The following is a 12337-nucleotide window of genomic DNA, read 5'->3' on the forward strand; positions in this document are numbered from 1 at the left end:
TACGCCAGCGATCCGGTTTACGGCATGGAGAATGGCCGTGCTCGTCCGCTCTACAAGGGCACTGGTAACGCACGTCGCAACATCAGGCTTCGCAAGCACTATTACGGCTACGGCGAGGCGTCCGTTCCTGAGACCAAACGCCCCCAATGCTGGCCGCTCGATCGCGTTCTGGGACAGCCCCACGACCTGTTCTACCCGCCTGACGAGATTGCGGCGCGTCGTCCAGGCGCAGACCTGGCGGCCGCCCTTCACGAGGGCACGCTGGAGCGCGAAGCGTGGCGGGTCTGCGAGAACGGCGCGGAATATCTCGCGCGCCTGACGATCAGCGCCCTGTTCGAAGGCGACACACATCGAGGCTTCGCCTGCATCAGCCGCGATGTCACCGACGAGGCGGCGGTCCGCGCATCGATCGAGACCCGCGAGCAGCATCTGCAATCGATTCTGGCGACGGTGCCGGATGCGATGATCATCATCGACGAGACCGGCGCCATCACGTCGTTCAGCGCAGCGGCACAACGCCTGTTCGGCTACAGCGAAGCCGAGCTCGTCGGCCGCAACGTCTCCTGCCTCATGCCCCAGCCCGATCGCGACCGGCATGACGAATATCTCGCGCATTATCTGCAGACCGGCGAGCGCCGGATCATTGGCCTCGGTCGCGTCGTGGTCGGCCAGCGCCGCGACGGCTCGACTTTCCCGATGCAGCTGACGGCGGACAGTCAGGATTACCGATCGGGCCAGACGCGACTGGCAAAGATCATGGTGAGGCCGAGCGCAGCGATCCTGATGAATTGCACGTTCATCTTCACAAAGGCCAACGACTGACCGGCGGGTTCCTAACCCCAGCTCCCGGCCGCCAGCCATTTGAGCGCGGACAGGCTTGGCATGAACAGATATTCGCCGCCCTTCATGACATTGAAAGTCTGCACACCGTCGATGCGCTTGCGCGCCGACGCCTGCGGGATCGTGAACCGGCCGTCATCCTCATGCAGGCCAACGATCGGATCGCGCTCTTCGCCAAGGTCGACGAAATTGCCTCGGTTGATCCACTCCTGCTGCATGAACTCGATCGTGTCATAGGCACGCGCGCTGATGAAGATGAAGAACAGGCCGCGATCGCCTTCGGCATCGTCTTCCGGCGCGACATCCTCGGAATAGACCGGTCCGAAGGTCGAGGAGCGGCGGATGATCCGGTGGATGTTGACGTCGGTAAGCAGCGTCAGCTCGGAATCGCGGGGATTGAGTCGACGCATATGGCAGCCGAGCGGCACAACGCGGCCTTTGGGGTCTTCCTTGAACGTGAAGTCATTGTTGCGCTGCGGATCGGCGCCGAGGTCGGGATCGTCATGGTCGGGCGACAGCGTCAAGGGCGCGCCGGAGCGCCAGCGCCCGAACATCTTGGCGGCTAATAGCTCGCGTTCCTCCGGCGTCTCGCCATGCGCCTTGAGGAAGGCGTTGAAGCAGCCGACCCGGCTGTTGTACTTGCGCATAACGACGAAGGTGCCGTTCTTGCCGAGCGCGGCGGGCTCCGGCATGCCGAGAGGCTGGCCGTTCTCGCTCTCATAGCCGAGGATGAATTCGCCGGCCTTGATCGGCCGCTCCTCGCCTGGCAGCGGATCAACGCCGCTGCCCTCCACTGCGGGCTGGGAGATCGAATCCCGGAAACCGAACGGGTTTTTCGCGCCGTCCGGCGCGCCGAAGCGATGCTCGCCGAGCAAGGTGACGCCGCTGCTCCGGTCGAGTTCGGTGCGCGCCGTCGCCAGCGCCTTGTCGAGCGCATCATCGTCGACCGCGTAGATGGTCAGCGCGAGATGGCAGTTGCCCGGCTTGAACACGTCTTCCCAGTTTTCCGGCGCGTTGGGTCCGAAGTCGCGAAGCTGCTCCGCGCGTGCGGCCATGCCCTGCTGGAACGGGAGCGGAAAGGTCTTGAGCTGGGCGTCGGGAACGCCGAGCGCCTTCAGACCCTCGAAGCTGAGCGCAGCGCCGATCCAGAAATCGAGATCCTCGCTCCAATTGTCGGCCGAAGCGACATGCGGTGCCAGCCGGCCGAGAAGATTGCGGGCTCCCGCTGCCTCGTCGAAATGGAGCATGGCGTGAACGCCGACATAGGGTTCCGGCCGGCTTCTGAGGATCAGCGCCTGGATGTCCTGCAGGTCGAGCGTGACGCTATCCCGCGAGAAGTGCTCTTTTAGTTTCTGAAGGATCGCCATGGCTCAGCCCACCTTGTCCAGGAATTCGTTGACGGCATGTTCGAGCCGTTGGAGCCGGCGCACATCGACGACGGTGACCTGCGGATTGGCGACGAACCAGCCGGCGGCGGTGATCTGATGCTCGGCGATGAAGTCCTTGACCTCGGGGCTGGCGATGCCCGGCCAGCCCTCGACCGAGGCGAAGATCAGGTCCATCAGATCGGGGATCTTGGTGGCGAAGTCGTTGATATAGGTGTCCCAGTCGCCGTCATAGGCGGTGGCGAACAGGATGCGGGTGTCGTTGTCGAAGAACACGAACCGCATGTTGTGCAGCGTGCCGACCTTCTGCGCCCCGTCGAAATTGCCGTTCACCAGCCCGAATATGCGTTTCAGCCGATCCGCGCCGCCGGGCTTGAGGTTGGCGATGGCGGTGAGCTCGGAGACATTGCCGGACTGCGCGCCGACGCGACCGGCCGAGCCGGCTGTGCCCTTGAGGTCGGGATTATGCTTCGTCACCATCTGCTCGAGGGCGAGCTTGGCGAGCTGTGGCGCATCGCCAACCACTTCCTCGATGCGGCGGCGGATGGCCTGCAAGCGGGTTTCATCGATCTGCGGGGTTTCTTCGGTCTCGGCCATGGCTGGCCTCCTTTCGTGATTGCGTGTGACGATCGGATCGTCAGTCCGGAATGACGTCGATGCTCGCCGGCTCGACGCGCGGTTGCGCGTTCATTTCGTGGCGGTAGCGGGTGGATCGTTCATAGGCGGCGATGCGCACGCGCATGATCGAGCCGAGTGGCTGATGATCGCGGATACCGTGCCAGGGATTGAACGACAGCACATCATCGCCGTAGACGCGCCGCGCCGGCGAATAGGCCTCCTGTGGCGGGATGCGCAGGGTCGCGATCGGCTGGTGCGGCGAAAGGTCTTCCGGCCAGAGCACGGCGGCGTCCTCGACCGGCATCCTGTCGAGATCGGCACAGAGCTGAGCACGGAGCTGATACTCTGCGCCTTGCTCGCGGAAATGTTCAACCACCAGATCGCGCATGGTGGAATCCTCAACCGCGCCGACATCCTTGCCGGTCAGTGCACGGACGTTGTCGGAGAACGGCGCGGCACTGATCTTGGCGATATGGTCGCCGAAGCGGATCGCCGCCATCGAATGATAGGTTTCGCCCAGCAGATGGTTATTGTCGCGAGCGAGCCCGCGCAGCGTGGCGCCGGGCTCGACGCCGACCGCTTCGACTGCCGCCTCCACGCCGCGCGCGACCCCAGCCATCGCTCGCTGGAGAAAGGCCGGGTTCTGGGCATTTTTCTCCAGAAGGCTGATGAGCTGGCGATATTTACCGATCGTGCCGAAGCTCAAGGTCGGGATGTTGACGAGCAGGAAATCCTGGTTGTGGCCCTGGTCTTCGGGGAGAAGCCGCTCGCCATCGACACCGATCACCTTGATCGCCATGCCACGCGGCGCGGGAATGGTATCGGAGTGGATGTCGCCCGGCGCCGAAGAGAGGCGGATCACCACCGGATAGTTGGCGGGTCGGGCGAACAAGCCCTGGCGCAGATGCGAGGGCAGTTCGTGAACGATCAGTTCGCCCTTCAGGAACCCATGGCTTTTGGCATGGGCGTCGCGCACGGCGTGGCGATGACGCTCGAAGGCCCGCCGGTTGGTGGTGGCCATGATCTCGAGGATCTCGGCGGTCAGCCGCTCCTCGTCCTCGCCGAGAACCTCCACGTCCGGGGAATAGCCAATGTAGGTTTGAGCCAAGAGCGCTCCTTCACACTGAGATTTCGTTGCCCAGGAACGATTTCGGGTCGAAATCGCCGTTGATTTCGGATATCAGTTGATATCTGGTTTCACTGAGAACGCGGAACCTCCGAAAAGGTTTCGCACGTCTCGCCCGTTGGTTGGAGAACGAACCCATGCCGCTTACGCGCAAGGACACGCAGCGCCAGACGCGGGACCGGCTGATCGCGGCCGCGCATTCCTCGATTATCGAGGAGGGGGTCTCTGCCATGTCGATTCGCAACATCTGCAGCGCCGCAGGGCATTCGCAGGGCGCCTTCTACTCGAACTTCGCCAGCAAGGATGATCTGCTGGTCGAGATCCTGCAAAGCCATATCCAGGACGAGGTCACACAGCTTCGCGACCTGGTCGCGCACTGCTCCGGCGACGATATCGAGGCGACGCTGCAGGTGCTGGCCGCGCGGCTCGCGAAGTTGGCCGACGAGGCACAATGGTCACTGCTCTCGATCGAATTGCAGCTCCATGCCCGGCGCGATCCGGCTTTCGCCGAGCGGCACCGGGAGGCCAAGGCGGCCTGCTATCGGATATTCGGTGAGCTCGTCGCCGATCTGACGCAACGCTTCGCACTTCGACCGGCCTTGCCGCCGATGCAGACCGGTATCGGTCTTTACGCGGTCTGGATGGGACTGGCGGTGCAGGGCGATGTCGAAGGCGCCATGCCGCGCGACGAGATGCTCGTCGGCTTCTTCCGCGCCATGGCAGGACTGGGTTCGTCGCATGAGGAGCAGGCGTATTCGTGAGCGGGATCGTGTCAGATCGTCGACGCATCGGCTGCGATGAGCACGGACACCCACTCGTCGGCGAGGTGGATGAGCATCGGCGCTTCCATATCCGCTTCCGCGCCCGGGACGCCGACATCGACGAACTCGGCCATGTCAACAATGCGGTCTGGGTGACCTGGATTCAGGATGTGTCGGTGGCGCATTGGCTGACGGCCGCGCGGCCGCAGGATCGCGACCGGTTCGTCGCGGTCGTGCTGCGCCATGAGGTCGACTATCGCGGCAATGTCCGGGCGGGAGACGAGGTCAGTGCGATCACCTGGGTCGTCCGAGCGCCGCGGGGTGCCCGCTATGCACGATGTGTCGAATTCCATGCCGAAGACGGCCGGACGATCGTCGCCTCGCTGACCCAATGGGCCCTGGTCGATCGGGAAACCGGCAAGCTGGCCCGCGTCCCGGTGGAGGTGGCGGCTCCGTTTCTAAGTGACGATACCGCGCAGAAGGAAATTGGATGAGCGATATCAGGAAAGTGGCGGTTCTCGGCACGGGAGTCCTCGGGAGCCAGATCGCCTTCCAGACGGCCTATAGCGGCTTCGATGTTGTCGCCTACGACATCAGCGAGGAAGCGCTCGAACAGGCGCGCGCACGGCTGGCGGCGCTCGTCGAAACCTACACGAACGAGGTGTCGGGCGCGGCTGGCGGCAAGGCGGCCGGGGCGCTCAAGCGGATCGCTCTGCTGAGCGATCTCGGCGCGGCCGTCGCGGACGCGGACCTCGTGATCGAGGCGGTTCCGGAGGTTCTTTCGATCAAGCAGGCGCTCTACGAGAAACTGGCGGGGCTCGCGCCGGACAGGACGATCTTCGCCACCAATAGCTCGACCCTGCTGCCGAGCGACCTGAAGGCTTACACCGGCCGACCGGACCGGTTTCTGGCGCTGCACTTCGCCAACAGCATCTGGAAGTTCAACACCGCCGAGGTGATGGGCACGGACGACACCGATCCGGCCGTGTTCGATGCCCTGATCGCCTTCGCCTCCGCCATCGGCATGGTGCCGATCCCGGTGCGCAAGGAGAAAGCGGGTTACGTCCTCAATTCGCTTTTGGTGCCGCTCCTGAACGCGGCCGCCGATCTGGCGGCCGGCGGCTATGCCGAGCCGGAAGATGTCGACAAGGTCTGGCGGATCGCCACCGGCGCGCCGATGGGGCCGTTCCAGATCTACGACATCATCGGATTGAACACCCCCTACAACATCCTCTCGCATGGCGACGAGCATGCTCAGTCGCTCGCCGCCTGGCTGAAGGAAAACTACATCGACAAGGGCAGGCTCGGCATCGCCTCGGGCGAAGGCTTCTACAGCTACAAGCCCTCCGCAGACTGATCCCAACAAGAAGAACAGGAGTTCGCCATGCACTATAGCAGCGGAAACTATGAAGCCTTCGTGCGTCCCCGCAAGCCCGAGGGCGCCGACAAGAAGACGGCCTGGTTTGTCGGTTCGGGGCTGGCGGGGCTTGCCGGCGCGGCCTTCCTGATCCGCGACGGCGGCGTTTCCGGCGACCGCATCACCATCCTTGAAGAGCTGGAAATCCCTGGTGGCGCGCTCGATGGTCTGGACGTGCCCGAAAAGGGCTTCGTCATTCGCGGCGGCCGCGAAATGGAAGAACATTTCGAGTGCCTGTGGGACCTTTATCGCTCGATCCCCTCGCTGGAGATCGAGGACGCCAGCGTGCTCGACGAGTTCTACCGGCTCAACAAGGACGATCCCAACTTTTCGCTCCAGCGCACGACGCAGAACCAGGGCCAGGACGTGCCCGACAAAGCGCTGTTGACGCTAAACGACAAGGCCCAGAAGGACCTGCTCTCGGTCTTCCTCGCGACGCGCGAGGAGATGGAGAACAAGCGTATCAACGAGGTCTTCGGCGAAGACTTCCTCAAAAGCAATTTCTGGCTCTACTGGCGCACCATGTTCGCCTTCGAGGAATGGCATTCCGCGCTGGAGATGAAGCTCTACCTGCACCGCTTCATCCATCATATCGGCAGTCTCGCCGACTTCTCCTCGCTCAAGTTCAACCGCTATAACCAGTATGAATCGATGGTCCTGCCGCTGGTGAAGTGGCTGACCGATCACGGCGTCACGTTCCGCTACGGCGTCGAGGTCACCGATGTCGATTTCGACATCCAGCCCGGCCGCAAGCAAGCGACCCGCATTCACTGGAAAGAGCGCGGCGTCGAAGGCGGCGTCGATCTCGGGCCAGACGATCTCGTCTTCATCACGATCGGCTCGCTGACCGAGAATTCCGACAATGGCGACCACAGGACGCCGGCGAAGCTCAATGAAGGACCGGCGCCGGCCTGGGACCTGTGGCGCCGCATCGCCGCGAAGGATCCGGCCTTCGGCCGCCCCGACGTGTTCGGCGCCCATATCCCGGAGACGAAATGGGCCTCCGCCTCCATCACTGCCCTCGACGCCCGCATTCCGGCCTATGTCGAGAAGATCACCAAGCGGAACCCCTTTACCGGCAAGATCGTCTCCGCCGGTATCGTCACGGTGAAGGACTCGGCGTGGCTGCTGAGCTGGACGGTTCATCGCCAGCCGCATTTCAAGAAGCAGCCCAAAGATCAGATGATCGCCTGGTTCTACGCGCTCTTTGTCGATTGCCCCGGCGACTTCGTGAAGAAGCCGATGCAGGAATGCACCGGTGAGGAGATCACCCAGGAATGGCTCTATCACCTCGGCGTGCCGGTCGAGGACATTCCCGAACTCGCGGCATCCGGCGCCAGCACCGTTCCCACGATGATGCCCTATATTACCGCCTTCTTCATGCCGCGCCAGGCGGGTGACCGGCCGGACGTGGTGCCGGAGGGCGCGGTCAACTTCGCCTTCATCGGCCAGTTCGCGGAATCGAAGCAGCGGGACTGCATCTTCACCACGGAATATTCGGTGAGAACCCCGATGGAGGCCGTCTACACGCTGATGAATGTCGAGCGCGGCGTGCCGGAGGTCTTCAACTCGACCTATGATATTCGTACACTTCTTGCTGCGATCGGTCCGCTGCGGGACGGCAAGGGCATCGATCTTCCCGGACCGGCCTTCCTGCGCAAGCTGCTGATGAAGAAGCTCGAAGGCACAGAGATCGCCAAGCTGCTCGAAGAGTTCCATCTGATCGAGGAGTGAACAAAGACCGGAAGGCACGCGCGGCGTGTGAAAGGTGATGAATGGCCGACGACGATCAGAAGAGCGAACGCGCCGCCGAGGTGACTGGGGCGCACGGCCATCATCACCATCATGAGCCGGACGGCGAAACGCCGTCCGGTCACGTCGACCATGATCCGGTCTGCGGCATGGTGGTCGATCCCGCCAGGACCGCTCACAAGGCTGAGTATGAAGGCGAGCGCTACGTCTTCTGCTCGGCCGGCTGTCCGTCGTCAGAACATTCGGCACAACTCGCGGCGTAGATTAGCGGAGTGCGGACCTCGTCAGGGGGTTGATGTTAGGCGGCGAACTTGCGGTGCTGCAAGCGCCGATGTTCGATGGTCTGTCGCTTGATCCTTTCGCGCAGTTTGATGATTGCCGGAGCCCTGCCGAAGTAGGCGTCGGCAGGCGTCACGTTGGCCAGGCTCTCGTGGTATCGCTGGTGATTGTAGTGCTCGACGAAGGCCTCGATGTGGGCTTCGAGGTCGCCGGGCAGGAAGTAGTTTTCCAGCAAGATGCGGTTTTTCAGGGTCTGGTGCCAGCGCTCGATCTTGCCCTGGGTTTGGGGATGACACGGGGCGCCGCGGACATGGCTCATCTTCCGGGCCTCGATGTATTCCGCCAGCTCACCCGCGATGTAGCTGGGACCATTATCGCTGAGTAGCCGGGGTTTGTGCAGCACCGTGGCGCTGTCGCAACCAGAAGCCGCCAGGGCGAGGTCCAGCGTGTCGGTGACGTCCTCGGCTCGCATGTTGGTGCACAGCTTCCAGGCGATGATGTAGCGCGAGAAGTCGTCGAGCACGGTCGACAGATACATCCAGCCCCACCCGATGATCTTGAAGTAGGTGAAGTCGGTCTGCCACATCTCGTTCGGCCGCGTGGTTTTCGTGTGGAACTGATCGGCAGCCTTGATCACGACATAGGCCGGGCTGGTGATCAGGTCGTGGGCCTTCAACAGGCGGTAAACCGTGGATTCCGACACGAAGTAGCGCTGCCCATCGGTGAAGCGCACGGCCAGTTCCCGGGGGCTCAGCTCAGACTGTTCCAGCGCCAGCTCGATGATCTGGTCGTGGATGCCCGCCGGGATGCGGTCCACACCCGGCTCGGCGCCGATGGCCGATCTTCCAACGCCTCCGGCCCGCCTTCGAGGTAGCGATCATACCAGCGGTAGAATGTCCGACGAGGGATGCCGAGTTGGTCCAGCGTGCGCTTGGCCGACAGGTGCGACTGCTCGACGGTTCTGATGATCTCGAGCTTCTCGGATGCGGGATATCTCATTCGTCGTTGCCCCCATCCGCGACCATGCTTTTTTTGAGCAGACGGTTTTCCAGTGTCAGATCGGCCACGCATTCCTTCAGGGCCCGGGCTTCGCGGCGCAGGTCCTGGACCTCTCCGGTGGTCGCGGCACGGGCGGTGTCGCCGGCCAGGCGGCGCTTGCCAGCTTCCATGAACTCCTTCGACCAGGTGTAATACAGGCTCTGGGCAATGCCTTCCTTGCGGCATAGCTCGGCGATGCTGTCTTCCCCGCGCAGGCCATCCAGCACGATGCGGATCTTGTCCTCGGCCGAAAAGTGGCGCCGGGTCTGTCGGCGGATGTCCTTCACTACCCGCTCTGCTGGGGCCTTGGCGGGCGATTTTACATTGGAGGATCTGGGCTTCATCTTCGTTCCTTCGTCACTACGACGAAGCCCAGATCCTCCTTAAATCACAACCTCAAATCTGTGCCATTGGTGCTGACGGCGGACACTGCCTGACCCGTGTCGCCCAAGTTCCCGGGTCTTGTAATGGCAGGTTCAACTGAAATCAGCCGCGCGCAATTGGACGTTGAATGGCTGGCTTTGGTCGGCTGCCGACTTAACGTGCGTGTCAGCTATCCTCGCAACCCGGCTCCGATCCGGACTGTCTCCTACCGGCCAATGTACGACAAACAGGTGTTTTCCGACGCCCTCAGGCCTTAGCGTATATCTGTGCCCGTTTTATGTGACGCCCCCATCCCGGTCAGGATCAGCAGGGCAACGATGATCGTTCCTACCAGGGAGAAGCCCGTCAAGGCCTCCTCGGCGAGCGAGACCCGCTCCATATCACCGGTCGCTGCTTTAGGCATAACCAGCGCGAGGAAGGCTGCAAGCGCGCCGACCCAGGCGCCGGCGGCGAGCAGATGGACGAGATCGGCGACCAGTTGCAGCCAGCCCGGATAGCCTTCGCCAGCCGCGCCATGTCCGCTCCAGGCGAGGGTCGCGAGCGCGAGCGCGCCTGCGAGAGTAGAGGCGATGAAGGCGGGACGTGATTGCCGTCGATACAAGAGGACGCAGAATAGGAGGACAAGGAGCGCGACAAGGCGCGCCTTCAACGCCGCCCCCATGGCCGTCTCATTGATGAGATCACCCAGCAGGGCGAAATCAGGCTGTGTGAGCGGCAGTCCGGACATGGCCGCAGCCTGCACCGCAAAGCCGAACGCAGATAGCAGCAGCCCGAAGCAGGCAAGACAGGCCACCATCGCCCCCATCGGCAGATGCCGCTGCACCGTCCGGCCGCCACCTGGGGCATAGAGCGCGAACAGCGGCAGGCCGAACAAGAGGCCGAGATCGGCGTACAGCGCCCAGCGGATCGCGATGCCTGCTACCTCACTCATTGCCCTATCGCACGATGAAGGCGAGATTGCCCTGGATGCGGTGCGTGTCCATCGAGACGACATGCCAGGTGACCTGATAGGTACCAGCGCCAAGCGGCTTGGCCAGTGTCAGCGCCAACGTCTTGTTACCGCCCTCGACCGCGGTCTTGAAGCCGGTCACCGCCATGCGATGGTTTGGCATGCCGGGCATACCGGTCATCACGATCTCGGCACCAGATAGTCTGGCCATCAGGCCTTCACTGAACGTCAGAGTGATACGCGACGGTGCCGAGACTCTGGCGTTGGCGGCGGGCGTTGAAGACACGAGCTTGGGATGTGCATAGGCCGGAGCCGAAACGCTCAGGCTGACGGCGGCGACAGCTGCGAAAGGCGAAAGGAAGCGCATTCGGGAATTCTCCAGTCATTGACATGAGAGAATACGCAGCTGCAGCCTGCACCCCTCTCAAATTTCTTTTCTGTTCCGAGCCAAGGGGTCGTGGGCCAGAATGCGTATTGTGAAGAGAAGACGGAGAAACACCATGGACCACCTTGACGAAATGCTCGCGAAATTGCGCGATGCCCCAATTGACCCCAGGCTTGCCGGCCTGGACAGCCGCGTCCTGACGGAAATCGCTAGGGTCCAGGCCATGCCGCGCTTGGGCGCAACGACGTTTGGTCTAGCCGCCGCAGTCGCGCTTTTCATCGGCATCGCGGGCTCCGCGGTTCCAATCGGGTCGGCGGACGCGAGCCCGATATCGCCCTTCGATGCGCAGTTGGCGCTCGCGCCCTCGACGCTGCTGGGCTCGCAATGATGCGGGACCGCCGCCGGCTCCTGCTCCTCCTACTGTTGACCTTTACCGCGGCGATCGCCGGGGTGGTGATCGGGCGGATCTATGTGGTGTCGGCACCGCCCGTGGAAAACGAACTGCACGAGCTGCTCCATCGGGATCTCAAACTGGATACGGCTCAGCACGCCCGGCTGGAGTTCATCGAGAAGAATTATGCCATTCGGCGTCAGGCACTTGAAGCCGAGCTGCGCGCCGACAATGCTCGCCTAGCAGAGGCGATTGAGGCGGAACATGGCTATGGCCCTAAAGTCGCGGCGGCAGTGGACCGCTCGCACCAAGCCATGGGCGCGCTGCAGAAGGAAACGCTCGAGCACATCTTTGCAATGCGTGCCGTACTTCGCCCCGATCAGACGCAGAAGTTCGACGACGCCGTAGTGAAAGCGCTGACGGCAAAGTCCGAATGACCATAATTCTCCCCGACTGCTCGGACGGGGAGCTTGCCGCTCTTGCACTCGTCGGCCGGCAGGCCGCTTTCGCCGAACTTGTGCGGCGACACCAAGGCTGGGTATTTCGGCTCGTGCGCAGCCATATAGGTGACGGAGAGGAGGCGCTGGACGTCACGCAGGCAAGCTTCGTCGCCGCCTTCGCCGCACTCAACCGCTATGACGCTGCGCGACCCTTCCAGGTCTGGATGTCCCGGATCGTCATCAACAAATGCCATGACTGGCGGCGCCGGCGCGCGGTCCGGAACTTCTTCTCCATGGCCCTGCCGCTGGGCGAGGCGGATGACGTCGCCGATGAGGCGCCGCTACCCGACCAGGCAATCGGCGCCGAGCAGCAACTGGCAGAGGCGATGAAAGCGATCGCCGCCCTGCCCGCCTCGCTCAAGGACACGCTCATCCTGCGGACGATCGACGAGAAATCGGAAGCCGAAACCGCCGAGATCCTCGGCATCTCCCAGAAGGCCGTCGAGACCCGCCTCTACCGCGCCCGGGCGCGCCTCGCGGAAAGTTTGAAGAAAGTTTGAGGGGCAGGCGGG

14 protein-coding genes and 2 pseudogenes are annotated in these 12337 nt (G+C 63.1%); 9 read left to right on the forward strand and 7 right to left on the reverse strand.

Translation table 11 applies throughout. The features are described from left to right. Nucleotides 1-135: 135 nt before the first annotated feature. A pseudogene (locus tag XM50_RS03385) lies at nucleotides 136-708 on the forward strand (PAS domain-containing protein); the annotation flags it as partial. A 125-nt stretch (nucleotides 709-833) separates the two neighbouring features. On the opposite strand, the gene XM50_RS03390 reads toward XM50_RS03385, so the two are convergent. The 3 genes from XM50_RS03390 to XM50_RS03400 are packed head-to-tail and all read right to left on the reverse strand — an operon-like array spanning nucleotide 834 to nucleotide 3951. Then, complete coding sequence (locus XM50_RS03390; protein WP_046407401.1) at nucleotides 834-2207, reverse strand: Dyp-type peroxidase; 1374 nt, start codon at nucleotides 2205-2207, stop codon at nucleotides 834-836. Between the two features lie 3 nt (nucleotides 2208-2210). Then, nucleotides 2211-2822, reverse strand: a complete 612-nt coding sequence (locus XM50_RS03395; RefSeq protein ID WP_035219808.1) for a hypothetical protein — start codon at nucleotides 2820-2822, stop codon at nucleotides 2211-2213. Between the two features lie 40 nt (nucleotides 2823-2862). After that, nucleotides 2863-3951 (reverse strand): catalase family protein, encoded by a 1089-nt coding sequence (locus tag XM50_RS03400; protein ID WP_035219810.1) that lies wholly within the window; start codon nucleotides 3949-3951, stop codon nucleotides 2863-2865. A 155-nt stretch (nucleotides 3952-4106) separates the two neighbouring features. Between XM50_RS03400 and XM50_RS03405 the strand changes: the two genes are divergently transcribed. Continuing rightward, nucleotides 4107-4730 (forward strand): TetR/AcrR family transcriptional regulator, encoded by a 624-nt coding sequence (locus tag XM50_RS03405; protein WP_046407404.1) that lies wholly within the window; start codon nucleotides 4107-4109, stop codon nucleotides 4728-4730. Between the two features lie 11 nt (nucleotides 4731-4741). Here XM50_RS03405 and XM50_RS20930 read toward each other — a convergent pair whose 3' ends face one another. After that, the gene (locus XM50_RS20930; RefSeq protein WP_267903939.1) at nucleotides 4742-4864 is read right to left on the reverse strand and encodes a hypothetical protein; all 123 of its coding nucleotides are present in this window, start codon (nucleotides 4862-4864) and stop codon (nucleotides 4742-4744) included. Between XM50_RS20930 and XM50_RS03410 the strand changes: the two genes are divergently transcribed. The 4 genes from XM50_RS03410 to XM50_RS03425 are packed head-to-tail and all read left to right on the forward strand — an operon-like array spanning nucleotide 4847 to nucleotide 8162. Next, nucleotides 4847-5224, forward strand: a complete 378-nt coding sequence (locus tag XM50_RS03410; protein ID WP_231621840.1) for an acyl-CoA thioesterase — start codon at nucleotides 4847-4849, stop codon at nucleotides 5222-5224. The two genes, XM50_RS20930 and XM50_RS03410, sit on opposite strands and share 18 nt — an antisense overlap. Beyond that, nucleotides 5221-6087: a 3-hydroxyacyl-CoA dehydrogenase gene (locus XM50_RS03415; protein ID WP_046407406.1), complete on the forward strand. Its 867-nt coding sequence runs from the start codon at nucleotides 5221-5223 to the stop codon at nucleotides 6085-6087. Before XM50_RS03410 ends, XM50_RS03415 begins: the two co-directional genes overlap by 4 nt. A gap of 27 nt (nucleotides 6088-6114) precedes the next feature. Next, a complete protein-coding gene (locus XM50_RS03420; protein ID WP_035219816.1) occupies nucleotides 6115-7881 on the forward strand; it encodes an oleate hydratase in 1767 nt (588 codons plus the stop codon). A gap of 41 nt (nucleotides 7882-7922) precedes the next feature. Beyond that, complete coding sequence (locus XM50_RS03425) at nucleotides 7923-8162, forward strand: YHS domain-containing protein (RefSeq protein WP_046407408.1); 240 nt, start codon at nucleotides 7923-7925, stop codon at nucleotides 8160-8162. A 35-nt stretch (nucleotides 8163-8197) separates the two neighbouring features. On the opposite strand, the pseudogene XM50_RS03430 reads toward XM50_RS03425, so the two are convergent. The 3 genes and pseudogenes from XM50_RS03430 to copC all read right to left on the reverse strand — a co-directional run bounded on the left by XM50_RS03430 (nucleotide 8198) and on the right by copC (nucleotide 10916). Further along, nucleotides 8198-9560, reverse strand: a pseudogene (locus XM50_RS03430) (IS3 family transposase). 293 nt (nucleotides 9561-9853) lie between these two features. Next, complete coding sequence (locus XM50_RS03440; RefSeq protein WP_231621839.1) at nucleotides 9854-10474, reverse strand: hypothetical protein; 621 nt, start codon at nucleotides 10472-10474, stop codon at nucleotides 9854-9856. Nucleotides 10475-10535: 61 nt separating this feature from the next. Next, entirely contained in the window at nucleotides 10536-10916 is a 381-nt protein-coding gene (gene copC, locus XM50_RS03445) for a copper homeostasis periplasmic binding protein CopC (RefSeq protein WP_037486754.1), read from the reverse strand. A 133-nt stretch (nucleotides 10917-11049) separates the two neighbouring features. On the opposite strand from copC, the gene XM50_RS03450 reads away from it, so the two are divergent. From XM50_RS03450 to XM50_RS03460, 3 genes are read left to right on the forward strand one after another with little or no spacing between them, the layout of a single operon-like run. Beyond that, a complete protein-coding gene (locus tag XM50_RS03450; RefSeq protein ID WP_007406377.1) occupies nucleotides 11050-11322 on the forward strand; it encodes a hypothetical protein in 273 nt (90 codons plus the stop codon). Further along, nucleotides 11322-11762 (forward strand): periplasmic heavy metal sensor, encoded by a 441-nt coding sequence (locus XM50_RS03455; protein ID WP_037486783.1) that lies wholly within the window; start codon nucleotides 11322-11324, stop codon nucleotides 11760-11762. Before XM50_RS03450 ends, XM50_RS03455 begins: the two co-directional genes overlap by 1 nt. After that, nucleotides 11759-12325: an RNA polymerase sigma factor gene (locus tag XM50_RS03460; RefSeq protein ID WP_046407413.1), complete on the forward strand. Its 567-nt coding sequence runs from the start codon at nucleotides 11759-11761 to the stop codon at nucleotides 12323-12325. The genes XM50_RS03455 and XM50_RS03460 overlap by 4 nt, the downstream gene beginning before the upstream one ends. Nucleotides 12326-12337 lie beyond the last annotated feature (12 nt).

The organism is Sphingomonas sp. Ag1, assembly GCF_000980895.1.
In the GTDB taxonomy this organism is placed as follows: domain Bacteria; phylum Pseudomonadota; class Alphaproteobacteria; order Sphingomonadales; family Sphingomonadaceae; genus Sphingomonas; species Sphingomonas panaciterrae.

Bases quoted from the DNA above. Each gene is read 5' to 3' on its own strand.
- XM50_RS03450 (WP_007406377.1), top strand. From the start codon at position 11,050: ATGGACCACCTTGACGAAATGCTCGCGAAATTGCGCGATGCCCCAATT.
- XM50_RS03460 (WP_046407413.1), top strand. From the start codon at position 11,759: ATGACCATAATTCTCCCCGACTGCTCGGACGGGGAGCTTGCCGCTCTT.
- XM50_RS03425 (WP_046407408.1), top strand. From the start codon at position 7,923: ATGGCCGACGACGATCAGAAGAGCGAACGCGCCGCCGAGGTGACTGGG.
- XM50_RS20930 (WP_267903939.1), bottom strand. From the start codon at position 4,864: ATGGCCGAGTTCGTCGATGTCGGCGTCCCGGGCGCGGAAGCGGATATG.
- XM50_RS03390 (WP_046407401.1), bottom strand. From the start codon at position 2,207: ATGGCGATCCTTCAGAAACTAAAAGAGCACTTCTCGCGGGATAGCGTC.
- XM50_RS03415 (WP_046407406.1), top strand. From the start codon at position 5,221: ATGAGCGATATCAGGAAAGTGGCGGTTCTCGGCACGGGAGTCCTCGGG.
- copC (WP_037486754.1), bottom strand. From the start codon at position 10,916: ATGCGCTTCCTTTCGCCTTTCGCAGCTGTCGCCGCCGTCAGCCTGAGC.
- XM50_RS03455 (WP_037486783.1), top strand. From the start codon at position 11,322: ATGCGGGACCGCCGCCGGCTCCTGCTCCTCCTACTGTTGACCTTTACC.
- XM50_RS03395 (WP_035219808.1), bottom strand. From the start codon at position 2,822: ATGGCCGAGACCGAAGAAACCCCGCAGATCGATGAAACCCGCTTGCAG.
- XM50_RS03405 (WP_046407404.1), top strand. From the start codon at position 4,107: ATGCCGCTTACGCGCAAGGACACGCAGCGCCAGACGCGGGACCGGCTG.
- XM50_RS03420 (WP_035219816.1), top strand. From the start codon at position 6,115: ATGCACTATAGCAGCGGAAACTATGAAGCCTTCGTGCGTCCCCGCAAG.